The organism is Collinsella sp. LCP19S3_D5, from assembly GCF_052121415.1.
Classification (GTDB): Bacteria; Actinomycetota; Coriobacteriia; order Coriobacteriales; family Coriobacteriaceae; genus Collinsella.
The window spans coordinates 85009-102691 of record NZ_JBQKEH010000003.1 but is presented as its reverse complement, the minus strand read 5'-3'; the positions used below and the strand labels follow the sequence as shown (position 1 = coordinate 102691).

Here is a 17683-nt window from a genome sequence, read left to right as displayed (position 1 = left end):
CATGCAAACTGAGGCTCTAATGCTCGATACACACGAAAAACGGCCACTCTATTTACAGCTCACCGACGCACTGCTCAAGCAGATCGTCGATGAATATCAAGCAGACGATAAACTTCCGACAGAAATGGAACTCTGCGACGAATACGCCGTAAGCAGAACAACCGTCCGACTTGCCATGAGTGAGCTGGAGCGTCGTGGAAGTATCTATCGAATCCAAGGTAAGGGATCGTTTGTTGCACCGAAACGCGTTAGCGAGCTCAATTCACTTTTAGACTTTGACTTTGCAAGCCATTGCGATGGCGTTGATCCGGATGCCATCACCAAACATTTCGGCGGCCTCACATCAGGTCGTCCAATTTCCGTAATGATGCTCCAACAATTTGGATGTCAAAGTCGCGATGAAATTCAGCGTCTTGAATTGACCTACGAACTTGAAGGCAGCTTCATAGGCGCTGATACGTTCTTCATTTCAAAGTCGCGCGTTCCGAATAACCAGTTAGATTTTCAGGCATTTAGCAGAATCATGGACGACTTGTCCAAGTCTATCCAATCTGTTAGGGAAAGCTATAGAGCACGTCAGCTTAGCGATTCCGAAGCCAGTAATTATGGTGTTGCAAAACTTCCGGTCATCGAACTGACTCATTATGCTTACGACTCCGGAGGCAAATTAATTTCAATTGTCTGCCGCACCGTCTTAACTGGGCGAATCCCTTATCAAAACTTTATTTTCAAGTCCTAATGTTCTTTTTCTTTTGTCTCGATCTGTAACACGTAGCCGATTTTTTAAGTCCTAACCGTTACAGATCGAGACAAACAAGGTAGACCCCGCCGAATCGTCTCAATCTGTAACACTAAGACCGGTTTTGGACGTCTAGATGTTACAGATTGAGACGATTTGATAGTGGAGTCCTCATTTGCGCGTCATATCGCATAGCGCTGACGCGCCGATTCCCCACAATGACAGGGGGGGCAAAAGTCCTCACACAGCGCTTACTAGCAATCCTGCAGCGCTAGCTAGCAGATGATCTGCGTATGCTCCTCGATGGCGGCGCGATCCTCGGCGGTAATACCCGGCTCGCACACCACGGCGTCCAAATTGTCCAGGCGGCAGAAGGTGTAGAAGTCGCGCTTGCCGATCTTGCTGGAGTCGGCGATCAGATAGCGCGAGTCGGCCTTGCTAAAGGCGAGCTGCTGGATACGACCCTCTTCCATGTTAGATGTGGACACGTCGCCGTCCAAAATGCCGTTGGCGCCGATAAACGCCGCATCGATACCCAGCGCACGCAGGGTATCCTCGGCCGTTGGTCCCACAAAAGCGGCGGTGCGGCGACGATACATGCCGCCCACGAGGCACAGGTCGCAGTCTTCGCGCGCCTCGAGCAGGTTAAACACCGAAAGCGAGTTGGTCACAATGCGCAGGCGGCACGCCGGCAGCATCGAGGCCATCTGCTCAACCGTAGTGCCCGTACCCAAAAAGATGGTCGAACCTTCCTCGATAAGCTCCACGGCGCGGCGCGCAATCTGCAGCTTTTCCTCGGCATGCTTGGTGCGCTTTTCGCTGTGCGAGTACTCGTGGCGCAACATAGCGTGGGGACGACCCTGCGCACTGCGGGCGCCGCCGTGCACGCGCTCGATCTCGCCCAGGCTCGCGAGCTCCTCAAGATCACGGCGGATCGTCATATCCGAGACACCTAACGCATCCGAAATCTCCTTGACCGAGACCGTCCCCTGTTCCTCGAGTAGCTGCCGAACCTTATCCTGTCGCTCCGCTTTAATCACGATGAGTCCTCGCTGTTCCACGCTCACGTCAATTCAAACAATAACGAACAAATTGTATCAGACTCGTTCGCGTCAAAAATGAACGCCCGCACGGCTCCAATCATCACTTTTTTGAGAAAAATACCCCCTGCTTTAGTGGGGTGTAGTGATAATCTCGCCTGTTCGCGCTACAGTTTGTCCGAAATACCTCGTTGTTAGGAACCAAATGATCACTTCCGAGCTTTTCGGCACCGCGCCGTGCGGTACCCCCGTTCATCGTTACACCCTCAACGGGCCCGAGATCTGCGTTCGCATTATGGACTATGGCGCCACCGTGCTTGGTATCGATGTGCCTGACATTCCCGGCAACGTGCGCGATGTGGTACTGGGCTTCGATAAGCTCGAGGATTACTTTGACAACCCCGCCTGCTTTGGCGCGACCATCGGCCCCGTGGCAAACCGCACCGCGGGTGCAACGATCACCATCGACGGTACGGACTGGCATATGCCCGCCAACGAAGGCGCCAACAACCTGCACAGCGATCTTGAACACGGCCTGCACAAGCGCGTGTGGGATGTTGAGCTCGACGAGGCCCACAACGCCGTGCGCATGACCACCTCACTTGAGGATGGCGAGTTGGGCCTGCCCGGCAACCGCACCTTTACGGCCGTGTTTACCGTGACGCACACCGGCCGCTTCCGTATCGAATATGGCTGCGAGAGCGACCGCGCCACGTACGTGTCCATGACCAACCACACGTACTTTAACCTTGCCGGCCATAACGCCGGCATAGACTGCGAGCACTTCTTTGTTGCCAACGCCACCCACTACCTGCCCATTGACGACCAGAACATTCCTACTGGCGAGATTGCTCCGGTCGAGGGAACACCGTTTGATTTTCGCGAGTTACGCCCCGTCGCGCCTGGCATGGAGGCCGACCATCCGCAGATTAAGCAGGCACGCGGCTACGATCATTGCCTGTGCATTGGCGGCTATCAGTACGGCCGCAATCTGCGCCGTGCCCTGCACGTCGAGGAGATGTGGACCGGCCGTGAGCTGGACTACTACACCACCGCCCCGGGCGTGCAGCTCTACACCGGCAACTGGCTAGGCGATGAGCACGCCAAGGACGATGCCAACTACGGCTGGGGCGCCGGCTTTGCCCTCGAGGCCGAGATGTACCCCGATACGCCGCACCAGCCGCTGTTCCCGCAGGGCATTGTGGGCCCGGGTCATCCCTACAGCAATGTGATCGAATACCACTTTATGAGGCACTAAGCTCATAACGCAACATATCGCACAGCAGCGCCCGCCGGCACACCGCCGACGGGCGTTTTTCTACCTAGTTGTAGGCAACCAGGCACATCCCGGCTTGAGTGATTAGTGCATTTAACGTGAGAAAAGCCGTCAGAACACTTGCGCGGATTTGCGATGTCCCGTATCATAGACAGCCGTTGACGCCTCAGCTGCGTCACCACATGGCCGCCAGCGTAGCTCAGTTGGTAGAGCACCGCTCTCGTAAAGCGGGGGTCACCGGTTCGAGCCCGGTCGCTGGCTCCATCGCACAAGACAGCCGCCTTCGGGCGGCTTTTTTGTTTTCGATTTTGAGTGCGCGCGCCCACCCACGCATCGCAACAGCGTCAGCTCCCCTATTCAAAAACAGAAACCCCGTTAATCGTGATTCCCCTAGGGAAAACACGATTAACGGGGTCGCAGCGTGATTCCCTTAGGGAAAACACGCCGGCATACGAACAGCTCAGCAGAGCAGCGCGCTATTCCTCCCAGTAAGCGTCTGCAAGCAGCTTAAAGCAGATCTTCTTGACCGGCTGTGCGCCATCGCCCGGGAACTCGAGCGTGGGCATGTGCGGCTCGCCGGCAACAAACAGCGCAAACTTGTCGTCGGCAAGATCGCCGGCGATCGAGGCGTCGGAATCGACCAGATCGTAGTCGTCCTTCTCGTCAAACTCCTGGACCAGCGTCAGGCTGCCCGTGGCGACCTTAAAGGCCTCGCGACCCTCGACGTCGATCTGCAGGTCGTGATAGCGCTGATGCGTCTCATAGTGAGCCTCGGCCTCGGGACGCGTCGTGGGAGCCATGACGTTTGCAAAGACCTTGTCGCCCAGAATCGGATGGCTGCCGACCTCGAGCTCCGCCGGGTCGTTCTCCTCGAGCCAGTCGATCAGCACGTCGAGGCCCTTAAGCATTCCGCGATACTCCTCGATATCGCCCAATGCACCGTAAATCATCTAAATCCCCTCTCGGATCGTTTCTTTGGCGGCTACTCGGCAAACGCGTTGCCAAAGCTGTTGCCACCCGCATACGTCTCGACCAGGGTAAGGTCGGGAATGAACACGACAGCATCGGCGTCGCGCCCCGGCATAATGCTACCGCACTTGTCGTTGGCTCTATCCACAAGCAAACAACCGATGCCGGAGCCGACGCCCAAGTTCTTACAGCTCGGCCACGACAACGCCGTTGTAGACCTCGTCCCAACGGTCCATGACCAGATGACCGGTCATGGGATCCATGGCATTGAGCTTGCCGCAGGTGTTGGCGGTACGCAGCACCGTCTCGTCGTCCGCGCCGGCAGCGATGGCATGCGCGAAACCGGCGATAGTGGAGTCGCCGGAACCCGTAGCGTTAACGGCAGGAATATCGGGGGTCTTGGCACGGAACGCACGTCCGTTGTGGAAGCCCACGGAGCCGGCAGCGCCCATGGACACGACGACCCAGGGGATATCGGAGAAGCGGGCGTCAGAGGCGAGCGCAGCACGGAGCTCGTCCACATCGTCGGTGGTAAAGCTCGTGCCCAACAAGCCGTTGATCTCGGTTAGGTTAGGCTTGACCAGCTCGGGCTTGACCTCGGACTTGAGGGCAGCCTCAAGCGAAGCGCCCGAGGTATCGAGCAGCACCTTGGCGCCGGCGTTCTCGGCAATGCCCGTAATCTTGGCATAGTAGTCTGCCTCGACACCGCGGGGCAGCGAACCCGAAATAGTGACGACGTCGGCCTTGCTCGCAAGCTCGGTAAACTTGGCGGTAAAGGCATCCAGCTCCTCGGGGGCAATCGTCGGGCCGCTCTCGAGCAGCTCGGTCTGGTTGCCGGCGTGGAGGATGTTGAGGCAAATGCGAGTCTCTCCCTTGATGGGCACAAAGTCGTTGTTAATACCGTTGGCATCCATGAGCTCTACCATATAGGCGCCCATATGGCCACCGAGCAGACCGGTTGCCACAACGTCGTCGCCCAGCTGGCCCAGCACACGGGCCACGTTGAGACCCTTGCCGCCGGCGGTCTTTTCGGGCGTCACACGGTTGACGTCGTCGATAATGAGCTCATCGAGCTGATAGCGCGTATCGACAGACGGGTTCATCGTAACGGTGAGGATCATTTTAGCTCCTTATCTCGCGGGCTCCTTGGGCCTCGCGATACGAGTCGACAAAACGGAATTACAGAATCTCAATCGTGAACGAGCGAACGACGGTCTCCTTGGGCTTGGCGACAAGGCAGCCGCGCTTATGCTCAAGTACGTCGTCCTCATCGGAGCAGGTCGAGAGGCCGCCCCAGGGCTCAACTGCCACAAAATCGCCCTCGGGCTTACTCCACACGATGAGGTACGGGAAACCCTCAAAACTCAAGCGAACGCCCTTGTCCTCGCCCTTCTTGGAAAGCGTGACCTGACGACTCTCGAGCACGTCAAAGATGGTCTCCGCAAAATCGAAGAGCTCATGCGACAGGGGCAGCGTCTTTCCCACCATGGGATTCTTTGAACGGTTAGCTACATCAATCAAGCCAGTCGAGGGTACGGCGGTGCAAAGCTCCGCAGCCTCGTCTTTCTCGAAGCGCAACTCGTAGTCCGTATAGGCCTCGCCCTCGTCGAGCGGGCACCTAAAGCCGGGGTGTCCACCGATAAAGAACGGCATGTCCTCGGTGCCCTCGTTGGTCACCTCATAGGAAACGCGCACGGCAGCGTCCTCGAGCGTATAACGAGCGACAAGCTTAAACGGGTAGGGATAATCTCTCAGCAGCGCGGCGTTATCCTCCGAAGCCAGGCACATAGCCAGCTCGTTTGCGCTTTGGCTCAGCAGCTTCCACTCCTGTTTGCGCGCAAACCCGTGGCGAGCGAGCTTTACATGATGCCCGGCAAACGTCATGGCGCTGCCATCGCGCAGGCCTCCGCAAATCGGGAAGCAAATCGGTGCCTGGCCGGACCACACGGCGGGATCGCCCTGCCACAAGTACTCGCGGCCTCCGGCCTCAATCGAGGTAAACGAACCACCAGCCGTGGACACCTTAATAGAAATCGAATCGTTGGAGAGAGCGTATACCATTGCCCATCCTTTCGAACAACTGCTTTTGCTCGCAAGTATCCGTCTCGGCCCTGACCAAAGGACAAACCCGCACGCTCAACGATGTGTCCGGTATCCCAGCCATGCAACGGGGTACCATACAGACATTGATGCAATTACAGCTGGAAGGCCTTCTTATGCGAACCATCATCCTCTACGCCTCGCGCCATCACGGCAATACGAAAAAGCTCGTGGACGCCATCGTCGAGGCACACCCCGAGATCGATACCCTCGATGTCAAGGCGCTCGGCAAAAACGAGTATCCCAATCTGCACGAATATCATCTGATCGGTGTCGCCACGGGCATCTATTACTCCGAGATCGACAAGGACATGGCACGCGTGCTCACCAACGTGCTGCAGCCGCAGGACAAGGTGTTTGGCCTTATGACCTACGGCGGCAAAAACAAGTGGTACGGCAAGGATATCGATGGCATCTGCCGCATGAGGCAGGCCATCTTTATGGGTGTCTACGGCTGCCCCGGCTTTGATACGTGGGGGCCGTTCAAACTCACCGGCGGTGTCCAAAAGGGACACCCGACCGCTGAGGAAATTAAGGGCGCCGTCGACTTCTTCGACAAGATCGAAGACGAGTATGGCGACATCATCGTCGAAGAGTACGCCAAGCGCGAGAAGCGCCTAGCATACGAGAAGGAGCATCCTGCAGGAGGCCTGGTGGCCGGCGTTAAGCGCACGGTAAAGAAGATCGCTAACAAGCTGTAACTGTGAAGGTACTTTTGAGCGTTTAACCCATGCGGCGGGTCCGAGCAGATTCGGGCCCGCCGTCTTTTTCTATCGTTACTCGGTAAAGGCGTTACCGACGCTCTGACCGCCAACATACGTCTCGACGAGGGTGAGCTCATGGTCGAACACGACAAAGTCGGCGTCGCGACCCGGCATGATGCTGCCGCACTTATCCTCGATGTGCACGGAGCGTGCCGGCACCTCGGTTGCCATGCGAATGGCGATATCGGCACTGGCAATGCCCCAGTCGACGATGTTCTTAACGCCCTGGGCAAGCGTGAGCACCGAGCCGGCAATGCTCTTGCCGTCGGCGAGCCAGCACAGGTTGTCCTTCATGATGACGTCCATGCCGCCACTGGTGTAGCTGCCCTCGGGCATGCCGCCGCAACCCAGGCAGTCGGTGATGAGCACCGTATGCTGCCAGCCCTTTGCCTGCAGCAGCGCCTTGATAGCGCCAGGGTTTACGTGCTTGCCGTCACAGATGATCTCGGCGTAGGTCTCGGGCGTGGACATGGCAGCACCCACAACACCGGGCTCACGGTGATGCAGTCCGCGCTGGCCGTTATAGGTATGCGTAAAGCAGCTGGCACCGGCGTTGATGGCGGCGATGCACTCATCGTAGGTGGCGTCGGAGTGACCGATGCTGGTCACCACACCCTTGGCGTTCAGAGCAGCCGCATAAGCAGCGGCACCGTCGTGCTCGGCCGCCATGGCGCTCTTAACGATGCGACCACCCGCAGCCTCCTGCCACTGATCGAAGACCTCCTCGGAGGGATCGATAAGATAAGCGGGGTTCTGCGCGCCCACGTGCTTCATGGTAAAGAAAGGACCCTCCAGGTAGATGCCCTGAATGCGAGCACCGCAGAAGTCGGGGCCACGGCCCTCGTCCGCCTGAGCGATGGCGGCGCAGGCGTCCTTGATCTGCTCGACGCCATCGGTGAACGTCGTGGGCAGCCAGCTGGTGGTACCGCGACGGGCGAGCTCGGTCGAGCTGATATCGATGCCCTCGGGATCGTTATCGGTAGTCGAATGGTTATAGAAGCCATGGATGTGGGTGTCGACCATGCCCGGCGCGATCCACGATCCCGTGTAGTCCTTGATCTCGCAGGAGGGCTCGTCGGCCTGCCAAGCGCCAAAGACGCCGTCCTCGACCATAAGATAGCCGCCCAGTTGCGGGCCTGCCGGCAAGAAGAACTTGTCAGCCTTAATTGCGTACGTGCTCATATGTACTCCTCACTTCTAAAGCAGTTGACTGTGGTGATGTTTATACCCAGCTCACGTAAAACAAAAAGCGCCCGCCCGCCGTTATGAGCGGACGGGCGCCCTTACAGGGGGACGCGATTAAGCGGTGAAGGGGTGAATCGTCACGCCCTTGACCACGCGGTTGACCGTGCCGGTGGGGCTCGGCGTGTCGGGCGTGTTGCCCACGCGCACGGAGTTAAGCAGGCTGATAGCCTGGGCAAACATCACGAACGGCAGAGCAAGGTAGCCCTCGGGAAGTGCCTCGTAGCCCTTAAAGGTGAAGGACTCACCCTCGTAGACAGTAGCGCCATCCTGCTGAACGGCAACGGTGTGCTGAGCAATATCGTCGCCACCGATCTCATTGAGGATGTCGATATCGTACTGACGGGTGTAGGCGTCGTTGTTGACGAACACGAACACGAGGGTCTTGTCGTCGACGAAGGACTTGGGTCCGTGACGATAGCCCATGGAAGTGTCGTAAGAAGTGGCAACCAGGCCGTGAGCGAGCTCGAGGATCTTGAGCTGGCTCTCCTGGGCAAGGCCACCGAAGGAGCCAGAACCCAAGTAGGTCACGCGGTTGAAGTCTCCAGCGAGGTAATCGGCGATCTCGGGCTCACGGGAGATGACCTCCTCGCCCATCTTGGCGATGGTCTCGACCCACTCGGCCTTCTGCTCGTCAGAGGCCGTGTCGAAAATAAGGGTGGCGAGCAGGGTCATGCAGGAATAAGAACCGGTCATGGCGAAGCCCTTGTCGTTGGCGCGCGGAATGAGCAGCGTCAGCGCGTTGGGATCATCGGCAGACTCGACGGCGAGCTTGCCCTCGGGAGCGCAGGTGATGTTGAGGAATTTGACGTTGTGGACAAGCTCCTTGGCAACGGCAACGGCGGCAAGGCTCTCGGGGCTGTTGCCAGAGCGGGCAAAGGAAACCACGAGCGTGGGATCCTCGGCACGCAGGAAGTCGCGCGGGGCGCTCACGATGTCGGTCGTGGCAATGGGCTTAAAGTCGTAGAGATCAGTGTTGCCAGCGTGACGCAGGTACGGGGCGCAGGTATCGCCAACGTAGTCAGACGTACCGGCACCGGTGAAGACAACGGACAGACGGCCCTCGCCCATAGCGCGAGCCTCGGCCAGAAAGGCCTCGATGGCCTCCTTGTTCTCACGATAGATGTTGAGCGTATCACGCCAAAGCTCGGGCTGCTGAGCAATCTCGGCCGTGGTGATCTGGGCGCCGAGCTCGGTGAGCTCCTCGACACTCTTCTCGAACATTTCTAATACCTCTCTCTAGAAGTAATCCTCTGACGTGCAATTATACACTTCGGTTGGTTATCTGGTAGTAACCAGTTAAATGCAAGGAATCACCATATGGAAACGATGCGAACACTAGTTGCTACGCTGGTGGTAAACCTTGTATTTAAACTGATCGGCACGAGCAACCGAGAGCGTATACTCCACAACCTCGTTTGACTCGTTATACGTAGTCCTGACCAAATCGAGCACAGGCGACCCCTCGACAATTGCCAAAAGGTGGGCATCGGTGGGACGGGCTATGCTCGCATAGAACTCCTCTTCGGCCACGCGAATCTTTTGCTGAAAGTCCTGCTCAATCACATCGTAAAGCGGCTTACTCTCCAGCAGTGGTCGCTTTAGGGACAGAAATTGACGAACCGGCAGATAGCTGCGTTCGACCATCATGGGCATGTTGTCGGCAGAACGAAGGCGCTTGAGCTTAAAAACGCGATCACCGATATGCAATCCCATATGCTCGGCTAGATTCTTATCGGCCTCCATCTCGCAAAACTCGAGAATCGTGGTCTCGGGGTCACGACCCATCGCGCGCATCTGTTCGGTAAAGCTGTAGGACTGCATAAGATTGGTTGCCTTTGCCGAACGGTCGGTCACAAAGGTACCGCGACCGTGCTGCCGAACCACCAGTCCTAAACGCTCCAGTTCCTGCAGAGCCAGGCGTACCGTGGTGCGCGAGAGACCATAGCGCTCCGAAAGTTCGCGCTCGGAAGGAATCATGTCACCGGCACGATATTCATGGTCAATCTTTTCGGTCAGAATATCGACCAGCTGATCGTACAGCGGTTGCTTACGCGCCCCGATCGCCATCCTATCCTCCCATTTTCTCAAACTCGGCTACTACCTTGGGTGGTTAACATTATCTGTCTGCCACATCCGAATCATCAAGAAAACAAAAGCCGCGCGCTCTTTCGAGCACGCGGCTTTTAACATACACATGGCTTAAGGGGTCGGGGTGTGAGCCGCGTAGGGACACACCCCTCAAGCTAGAGCCTTACCAGATGCTCGGCCAGAGACCAAGCGGGCCAGCGCCCAGGATGCCCAGGACGAAGAGCAGCAGAATGCCCTTGGTCGGGGTCCAGCTGTGCTTAGCGAACATGTAGTAAAGCAGCAGCGTAAGCATAAGCGGGACGAGCTTCGGGACGATGGTGTTGAGGGTGTCGGCAACAGAGAAGTTGACCGGATCCTCGGTAACGGTGCCGTAGGTCACGGACTCCATGCCGTTGCCCAGATCGGTGACGCCGCACTCGACAGCGTTGCCGTCGGCATCGGAAGCGGTGAGGGCGTTGCCGTCCTTATCGGTCATGGCGATGGTACCGGCCTCAGCGGTCTCGGTATCGATGCCCTCCATACCGGTGAAGTTCTCGGCCTCCTTCTCGGAGACGATCACGGTAGTAGCGGAGAGGCCACGGGTGGTGCCGTTGGGAATCTGGAGGTTGATCTGGGTGCCACCCATGGTGACGACCAGGCAACCGACGACGAAGACGCCCATGATGGAAGCGGCGCGCGTGAAGGCCTGCATGTTGGCGGTCAGAGCGTCAATAGCGCTGGTGCCAAGCTTGTAGGACCAGTTCATGAGCCAGAAGCGCAGTGCGAACTGGACGGCGTTGAAGATCACCAGGAAGATGATCGGCGCAGCGGCGTTGCCGTTGATGGCCATGTTGGAGGTGATGCCAGCCGTGATAGGCACGAGCGTCAGCCAGAACAGGGCGTCACCGATACCACCGAGCGGGCCCATTGCGGCGACGCGGACGGCGCGAATCGTGGGGATGTCAACCTTGTTCTGCTCGAGCGAAAGCACGATGCCCATAACAAAGGTGACGAGGAACGGGTGAGTGTTGAAGAACTCCAGGTTGTGGCTCATGGAAGCCGCGAGGTCGTTCTTGTTGGTGTGGATCTTCTCCAGACCGGGGATGATGGAGTAGAGCCAGCCAGCGGCCTGCATACGCTCGTAGTTGAACGAGGCCTGCAGGAAGCAGGAGCGCCAAGCCATCTTGTTGAGGGTCTTCTGGTCGAGCTGCGGAGCAGGAGTGAGATCCTCGTAGTGCTCCGGGATCACATACTCATTAGATGCCATCTTCGAAGTCACCTCCGTCAGAAACAGCTGCACCCTTCAGCTCGGTCTGCTGCTGGAAGTCCCAGAAAGCGATGCCGAAGCCGATGAGAGCGAGGATGAGCAGGGCAGGAGTTGCCAGAGAATCGTTGGCAACGGTGATGATCGCGAGGCCAAAGCCCATGAGGAAGAAGCCCCACATATCGCGGTTCATCATAACCTTGAGCAGGACGGCGAAGCCGACGAAGCGCATCATGCCGCCTGCAGCGGAGAGACCGGTCTGCAGCCAAGCCGGGATGGCGGAAGCGATGGTCTGACCGATGGTAGCGCCAGCGATGAAGAACAGGGTGACGACGATAGCGAAGATCAGGCCGAGCAGAGCCATGGCGAAGTAGTTCAGACGCTCGATACCCTTGGTGTCAGCGTTGTGAGCCATGTTGTCCGCGGAGGACATGAGCGGCGACATGAGCGTGAAGACCAAGGTAACGCCGAGCTGACCAAGCAGAGCGAACGGAATGGCAAGGCCGACTGCCGCGTTAGGCTCGAGGCCCGTGGCGATTGCGAGAATGGCTGCCATGATGCCGCCGATGACGGCGTTAGGCGGCTGAGCGCCTCCGATCGGCATGTTGCCGATCGTCATGAGCTGATAGGTACCACCCACGAGAAGACCGGTGTTGAGGTCGCCAAGGATAAGACCGATGACGGCGCCGGTGACGATGGGCTGATAGAGAGACTCGAGGAAGTTGAACTGGTCGATTGCCGCGACGAACGTGACGATGAAGACCAGAGCGACCTGGATGATCGAGTATTCCATCTTGCTCCTCCTTTCAAAATGCATGTACGCACTTTTGATATCACGTACAGAACGTCAGGGTTTCACTCCTGACAATGTGGATCACGAGGATTACGAGAAGAGCTTGCTCGTGTCCTCAACAGGCGTGCTCGGAACGCGCCTGATCTCCAGCTCCACCCCCAATTCCTGCAGCTCTTTAAACGCAGCGACATCCTCGTCGTTAACTGCGACGGAGGTGGCGACTTGGCGCTTTCCTTCCGACATGTGCATGTTGCCGATGTTTACCTTCTTTATAGGCACACCGCCCTTGACGAGCGTAAGCACGTCTTCCGGTGTTTCGGCCACGATGAAGATCTTCTGGCGCGGGCTCGCCTTGCCGATGACGTCGATGGTCTTCTGCAGGGAGAAGAAACGCGTAGCGACGCCGGCGGGAGCGGCCATCTTCATGAGGTTCTGGCGCATGGTATTGGTTGACACGTCGTCGTTGGCGACGAGGATGAGGTTGGAGCCCAGAGTGGAGTTCCACTGGGTGGCAACCTGACCATGAATCAGTCGGTTATCGATGCGGGTAAGAAGAATGTTGGGTTCTGCCATGTTGATCAGCTTCCTTTCGCTATTTGCTGACGACAGTTACTTGATCTCCTGAATCGCGTAACGCGAAACATCTACGACGGCTCCGGATCGGACTTTGATCTGGACCTTCTCGCCTTCGATGCCCTTGACGGTTCCGTAGATACCGCCGGCGAAAAGAACCTCCTGACCCGGCTTGAGCTCGGTGTGCAGCTCCTTGAAGTACTTCTGCTTCTTCTTCATGTTGATTTGCGACCAGATGGTGTAAATCAAGCCCATGATGACAAGCAGGCCTAAAAGGGCGACCGAGGAGCTCAGGACGTTGGCTCCGAAATCGGCCATTAGATGCCGTCCTCGTCGCCGAAGATATCCTCTTCGTCGGAGCCGGCAACGGATGCGACCGTCTGGGCGGTGATGCCCGTCTGGCCAACGGTCACTGCCTGCTCGCCAAGCTCGGCGAGCGTGGCATTGCCGCGGAGGAACAGAAGCTCAATAACCATGGGGAGGTTAGTGCCGGTCAGAACCTCGACGTTGTCGACATCCTGGGCAATCATCATCGACTGGTTAAACGGGGTGCCGCCAAGCAGGTCGGTAAAGACGAGCACGCCATCGCACTCCTCGCGCATGGCGGTAATAGCGGCGCGGAGATCCTCACCGTAGGAAGCAGCCTGGTCGCCCTCGAAAGGAACGACGGTAAAAGCGGGCTGGTCACCGGCAACCATAGCGATAGCGCTTGCGAGACCGGGTGCGAACTGTCCATGACCGGTAAGAATAAAGCCAACCATTCAAATTTCCCTTCCGAAGGTGTGTACGATCTGAGTCCGATGATTTTCGGAAGCCAGCGGGCGCTCGCCCTTAAAGCTTCTTGGAAAGCGTTCTTTGAAGACCAGTGGTTTCTCAACTGGTAGTAACCACGTGACGTGTTGTTGTCACTATATCACCCCAGAAGAGGTCGCTTTCGTTGATTCATACAGTAAAACGTTTTTGCACCGCTCACGGTGATATTTCGACCGTTTACCGGTCGTTAACACATCTACCTGCGGTTTTGAAACCGTTTCGAAATGCTTTGGCAAAAGATCGGATCTTATTCCGTGTCTAAACAACGCAGGGCGGCTAAAAATAGCGTGTAGAAAAATTGCAGGTCATTGTGAAGATATGTGAATTGGTCTTTTTGACTTAATACCAGTCTGAACCAGTTTTGAGATTATCGGCGAACGGTCGTTTTCGACCGTTCGCCGGTTACTTGCAATCGTTTGCAGTTGTTTTCCCAGATGAATTAGGGAGACCCGATGAAGCACGTGCGTGATCATTCAATCTGCCCTTTCCGTCTCAATAGATAGCCCTCCAACGCAAAAAGCCCCCTAGACGATGTCCGTTCTAGGGGGCTTCATCAGATATTTCGGCTTCGTACTCGAAGGCTCAGGTAATCTTTACGCAAACAGGCCGTAGATGCTGATATTGGCCTTGGCGTAGAGGCCGTTGGCGTACTCGGTCCACTTGGAGCTGGCGCTCGAAGCCTGCGAAGAGTACTGCTGGTAGGCGGTGTAATAGGCGGTCATGGCCTGCTTATAGGTAGCGCTATCGGCCGTAAAGGCATCGTCGGCAAAAGCCTTAGCGTAGGTGCTATCGGCGTCCTTCCAGCTGCCCTTCTTGCTATCCCACTCGTCACCGGCAAGGTTGATGATGTAATCGGCGTAGTCCTTGCTCGCGGTGTCCTCGTTGCCGTCAGAAGGCTCGGTCGGAGCGATCGGCATGCTTGCGGAGCTATCGCCCACCTTCTTCTTGTAGAGCTTCTGCAGCGTTGCGGACTGGCGGACGATCTGCTTGGCCTGGTCCTTGGACACGCCATACTGCGTGGCCATGGTCTTGTAGTCCGAAGTGCCGATAGAATCCTCGGCGTACTTCTTCATCTCCTTAGAAGAGACGGTGATGCCCTCATCCTCGGCGGCGTCCAGCAGAATCTGGTTGCGCACGTAGGACAGGATAACGTCGGCAGAGGGAGCGGTGTAGTTGCCATCGCTATCCTTGACGGTATCAAGGCTGTACTGGCTCTCGATGGCCTCGCGCGCGGTGATGTCGCTCTTCTTGCCGTTGTAGCTGTAGCTTGCCACGGTCGAATCGAGCTGGTCCTCGGTGAGGGTCGCCGAGCCGACGCCCTTGCCGCCAAAACCACCGTTGCCGATAAAGAAGCCGACCACAGCAGCGATCACGATGGCGACCACAAAGGCGGCAATCATCGTCTTCTTGTGCTTGGATGCGCTGTCGTCCACGTCGGAGTCATCGTCCTCGTCCTGCTCCTCAGGCATGAGGTTCTCGTCGGCGGCATCCGCGGCAATCTGAGCCTCCAGGCGGGCGTCCTCCTCCTCGGCGGTCGTGCCGGCAGCAATGTGCTCGGCAGACGTACCTGCGACCAGATCGATCTTCTCGTCCTCGTCACCGTCGGGGCCTTTGCCGCGCTCGATGATCTGGATGCCGTCGATCTCGTCCTTTTCGTCCTTCTTTTGAATCAGACCCATATCAGTTACTCCTTGTTAAGAAACATAGTCCTCAATAGAATACGCCCGACAGAGCGCCGGGCGTATTCATTCTCAGGTTATCCGCAAACGTATAAGTACCGCTTAGGCGTTTGAAGCCGTATCCCCTTAGGCAAGATGCGCGATAACGGCATCGGCAAAGGCCTGCGTGCCCACGGCGCCCTCAATGGAGCCGGTCTGGGCACGACGCACGTCACCGGTAACCTGCTCGCCCTCGTCGAGCGTGGCAGATACGGCGGCGCGAATGCGATTGGCAGCTTCATTCTCGCCCAGATGATCGAGCATCATGGCGGCAGACAGAATCTCGGCCGTGGGGTTAGCGATATCCTGGCCAGCGATATCGGGCGCGGAGCCGTGCGTGGCCTCAAAGATGGCACAGTCGGCTCCGATATTGGAGCCGGGGGCCATGCCAAGGCCACCTACAAGACCGGCGCACAAGTCGCTGACGATATCGCCATACAAATTGGGCAGGACCAGAACATCGAAGTCGTTGGGGTTCTGAACCAGACCCATGCAGGTGGCGTCGACGATCTTGTCGTTGAACTCGATATCGGGATAGTTGGCAGCCACCTCGCGAGCCACGCGCAGGAAGAGGCCGTCAGTCGCCTTCATGATGTTGGCCTTATGCACGGCCGTCACCTTTTTGCGGCCGCAGCGGCGAGCATACTCAAAGGCGTACTCCACAATACGGCGGCTCTTGGCGATGGAGATGGGCTTGATCGAGATGGCGGAATCCGCGGCGAAGGTTTTCTGACCCGAGCGCTCGACAAGCTGTGAAAGCTCCTCGACCTCGGCAGCGCCTTCGTCGAACTCAATACCAGCGTAGAGGTCCTCGGTGTTCTCGCGCACGATAACCAGGTCGACATCGCGGAAGCGCGAGCCATCGCCCGGTTGCGACAGGCAGGGGCGCACGCAGGCGTACAGGTCGAAGTACTTACGCAGGGCAACGTTGACGCTGCGGAACCCCGTACCGACCGGCGTGGTGATGGGGCCCTTGATGGCAACTTTGGTCTGGGCGACGGCATCGAGTACATGCTGGGGCAGCGGCGTGCCAAACTCGTCCATGACGCCGGCACCGGCCTCCTGGACGTTCCAATTGATCTGGACACCGGCGGCCTCGACCACGCGGCACATGGCCTGCGTAATCTCGGGACCGATCCCGTCACCGGGAATCAGGACTACATCGTGCGCCATAATCTGTTACTCCTCGTCTTCGGCGTCGTCAGATTTTTTAACGCTAGCACGCTTCTTCTTTTTGGAGAGATCCAGGCCAAAACGTTTAACAAGCATTTCGCAAATCTCGCTCGAACGGGCCTTGAGATAGCTGCCCTTGCCGTTCTCGGCATCGAACTTAAGGCGCAGCGCAAGCTTCTCGGCGATCTCGGCATCGATCTCGCCTTTGCCAAACTCGTACAGGCAGCCGAGCATATCGCGATACTCGAGGTCACCGTGGTAGCACTGGATGGCCTCGTCCAGGATGGGCCAAGCCTCGCGCGAACGCTCGACGCTCGTGGCACCCCATACGCACAGCAGGCGGAAGGCGGCATAGCGCAGCGTGGAGGAAATCTCGTCAAACAGTGCGGTCTCGGCGCCCTCAAAGGCATCACCCAGCTGGTCGGGGCAGGTGGTGGCGAGCGCCGCCAGGGCATCGAGGGCCTCCCAGCGAGTCTGAGCCTCGGGCCGGTCGAGCGCCTCGATCAGCGCGGGCACGCAGGGCACGACGCGCTGCGGGTCGCGCTCGGCAAGCAGGTGCAGCACGCGGGCGGCAAACTGGCGGATACGGCGCGTGGGGCAGCCGAGCTCCTGGACCAAGCGGTCGACGGTGTTCTCGTTCTCCTCTGCCAGCTGAAGCTGTGCCAGCTCCTCGTCGGTGAGCTGTTCGTCTTTGTTTTCTGCCATAGTTACCTCTTCTTACTATTTCTTAGTGTGCCTGCCAGCACCCTTGCTGTCATCGGTGACCGAGATGAGCTGTCGGTCAGCCGCGCCATTGCGACGCGCGCGGCGGCGCTCCTCGGCGTCTCCTGCGTCGGCGGCGGCGCGATGAGCCTGGTTGACGTTAAAGACCTCATCGTGCTTGCGCCACGGACCAACGGACTCGCCAAAGCTCATCTTAAGGCCGGCGATAAAGCCGCCAAGCCAGCCGATCGGCGCAAACTGCACCAGTGGGAACAGCGAGAACACCCAGGTCAGCAGGACGACTGCCGCCGCTCCTGCAAAGTTGGCAATCCAGTAGTCGCGCTTGGTGACGACGCGCTTTTCGCACGCCCACTGGCCGCACAAAAAGCCAATGTAGATCGCAAAGAGAAAGAGCACTAGTGCAAGCACCACGAACGTCCAGCTCAT

Annotated in this window: 20 protein-coding genes and 1 tRNA gene; 4 read left to right on the top strand and 17 right to left on the bottom strand. The window is 57.9% G+C overall.

Annotated elements, in window-relative coordinates; all coding sequences use genetic code 11:
• Position 1: 1 nt before the first annotated feature.
• Entirely contained in the window at positions 2-739 is a 738-nt protein-coding gene (locus ACTQXO_RS02250; RefSeq protein WP_055310562.1) for a GntR family transcriptional regulator, read from the top strand.
• Positions 740-1014: 275 nt separating this feature from the next.
• On the opposite strand, the gene ACTQXO_RS02245 is transcribed toward ACTQXO_RS02250, so the two are convergent.
• Positions 1015-1779, bottom strand: coding sequence for a DeoR/GlpR family DNA-binding transcription regulator (locus tag ACTQXO_RS02245; RefSeq protein ID WP_441545404.1), 765 nt, complete (start codon positions 1777-1779; stop codon positions 1015-1017).
• 205 nt (positions 1780-1984) lie between these two features.
• Here ACTQXO_RS02245 and ACTQXO_RS02240 point away from each other — a divergent pair, with 205 nt between their 5' ends.
• Both ACTQXO_RS02240 and ACTQXO_RS02235 read left to right on the top strand, forming a co-directional pair.
• Positions 1985-3037 (top strand): aldose epimerase family protein, encoded by a 1053-nt coding sequence (locus ACTQXO_RS02240; RefSeq protein WP_441545403.1) that lies wholly within the window; start codon positions 1985-1987, stop codon positions 3035-3037.
• Between the two features lie 206 nt (positions 3038-3243).
• Positions 3244-3319: transfer RNA gene (locus tag ACTQXO_RS02235), tRNA-Thr, on the top strand.
• A gap of 212 nt (positions 3320-3531) precedes the next feature.
• Here the strand turns inward: ACTQXO_RS02235 and ACTQXO_RS02230 are convergent.
• Genes ACTQXO_RS02230 through ACTQXO_RS02215 form a run of 4 tightly spaced genes read right to left on the bottom strand, consistent with a single transcriptional unit; the run spans position 3532 to position 6085 of the window.
• The gene (locus ACTQXO_RS02230; RefSeq protein ID WP_117778978.1) at positions 3532-4005 is read right to left on the bottom strand and encodes a YhcH/YjgK/YiaL family protein; all 474 of its coding nucleotides are present in this window, start codon (positions 4003-4005) and stop codon (positions 3532-3534) included.
• A gap of 32 nt (positions 4006-4037) precedes the next feature.
• Entirely contained in the window at positions 4038-4172 is a 135-nt protein-coding gene (locus tag ACTQXO_RS02225; RefSeq protein WP_441545402.1) for a hypothetical protein, read from the bottom strand.
• Between the two features lie 37 nt (positions 4173-4209).
• Positions 4210-5145 carry a hexose kinase gene (locus ACTQXO_RS02220; RefSeq protein WP_441545401.1) on the bottom strand — a complete coding sequence of 312 codons (936 nt, stop codon included), beginning with the start codon at positions 5143-5145 and terminating at the stop codon, positions 4210-4212.
• A gap of 58 nt (positions 5146-5203) precedes the next feature.
• The gene (locus tag ACTQXO_RS02215; protein WP_154514986.1) at positions 5204-6085 is read right to left on the bottom strand and encodes an aldose 1-epimerase family protein; all 882 of its coding nucleotides are present in this window, start codon (positions 6083-6085) and stop codon (positions 5204-5206) included.
• Positions 6086-6240: 155 nt separating this feature from the next.
• Between ACTQXO_RS02215 and ACTQXO_RS02210 the strand changes: the two genes are divergently transcribed.
• Positions 6241-6825 carry a flavodoxin domain-containing protein gene (locus ACTQXO_RS02210; protein WP_229770598.1) on the top strand — a complete coding sequence of 195 codons (585 nt, stop codon included), beginning with the start codon at positions 6241-6243 and terminating at the stop codon, positions 6823-6825.
• 75 nt (positions 6826-6900) lie between these two features.
• On the opposite strand, the gene nagA is transcribed toward ACTQXO_RS02210, so the two are convergent.
• The 12 genes from nagA to ACTQXO_RS02150 form a co-directional block, all read right to left on the bottom strand.
• Entirely contained in the window at positions 6901-8070 is a 1170-nt protein-coding gene (nagA, locus tag ACTQXO_RS02205) for an N-acetylglucosamine-6-phosphate deacetylase (protein WP_154514990.1), read from the bottom strand.
• A gap of 117 nt (positions 8071-8187) precedes the next feature.
• A complete protein-coding gene (agaS, locus tag ACTQXO_RS02200) occupies positions 8188-9354 on the bottom strand; it encodes an SIS domain-containing protein (protein ID WP_441048695.1) in 1167 nt (388 codons plus the stop codon).
• Between the two features lie 114 nt (positions 9355-9468).
• Positions 9469-10200 (bottom strand): GntR family transcriptional regulator, encoded by a 732-nt coding sequence (locus tag ACTQXO_RS02195; protein WP_154514994.1) that lies wholly within the window; start codon positions 10198-10200, stop codon positions 9469-9471.
• Between the two features lie 184 nt (positions 10201-10384).
• The gene (locus tag ACTQXO_RS02190; protein WP_138374505.1) at positions 10385-11467 is read right to left on the bottom strand and encodes a PTS system mannose/fructose/sorbose family transporter subunit IID; all 1083 of its coding nucleotides are present in this window, start codon (positions 11465-11467) and stop codon (positions 10385-10387) included.
• Positions 11457-12257, bottom strand: a complete 801-nt coding sequence (locus ACTQXO_RS02185; RefSeq protein ID WP_154514996.1) for a PTS mannose/fructose/sorbose/N-acetylgalactosamine transporter subunit IIC — start codon at positions 12255-12257, stop codon at positions 11457-11459. Before ACTQXO_RS02185 ends, ACTQXO_RS02190 begins: the two co-directional genes overlap by 11 nt.
• 90 nt (positions 12258-12347) lie before the next feature.
• A complete protein-coding gene (agaV, locus tag ACTQXO_RS02180; RefSeq protein WP_154514998.1) occupies positions 12348-12830 on the bottom strand; it encodes a PTS N-acetylgalactosamine transporter subunit IIB in 483 nt (160 codons plus the stop codon).
• Between the two features lie 36 nt (positions 12831-12866).
• Complete coding sequence (yajC, locus tag ACTQXO_RS02175; RefSeq protein WP_022094612.1) at positions 12867-13148, bottom strand: preprotein translocase subunit YajC; 282 nt, start codon at positions 13146-13148, stop codon at positions 12867-12869.
• Positions 13148-13591: a PTS fructose transporter subunit IIA gene (locus ACTQXO_RS02170; protein ID WP_117743271.1), complete on the bottom strand. Its 444-nt coding sequence runs from the start codon at positions 13589-13591 to the stop codon at positions 13148-13150. The genes yajC and ACTQXO_RS02170 overlap by 1 nt, the downstream gene beginning before the upstream one ends.
• Positions 13592-14236: 645 nt before the next feature.
• On the bottom strand, positions 14237-15322 hold the full coding sequence (locus tag ACTQXO_RS02165) for a hypothetical protein (protein ID WP_441545400.1): 1086 nt from the start codon (positions 15320-15322) through the stop codon (positions 14237-14239).
• Positions 15323-15448: 126 nt separating this feature from the next.
• Positions 15449-16534: an isocitrate/isopropylmalate dehydrogenase family protein gene (locus ACTQXO_RS02160; protein WP_441545399.1), complete on the bottom strand. Its 1086-nt coding sequence runs from the start codon at positions 16532-16534 to the stop codon at positions 15449-15451.
• 6 nt (positions 16535-16540) lie between these two features.
• The gene (locus ACTQXO_RS02155) at positions 16541-17239 is read right to left on the bottom strand and encodes a hypothetical protein (protein WP_427718960.1); all 699 of its coding nucleotides are present in this window, start codon (positions 17237-17239) and stop codon (positions 16541-16543) included.
• A gap of 15 nt (positions 17240-17254) precedes the next feature.
• Entirely contained in the window at positions 17255-17683 is a 429-nt protein-coding gene (locus tag ACTQXO_RS02150; RefSeq protein ID WP_427728604.1) for a hypothetical protein, read from the bottom strand.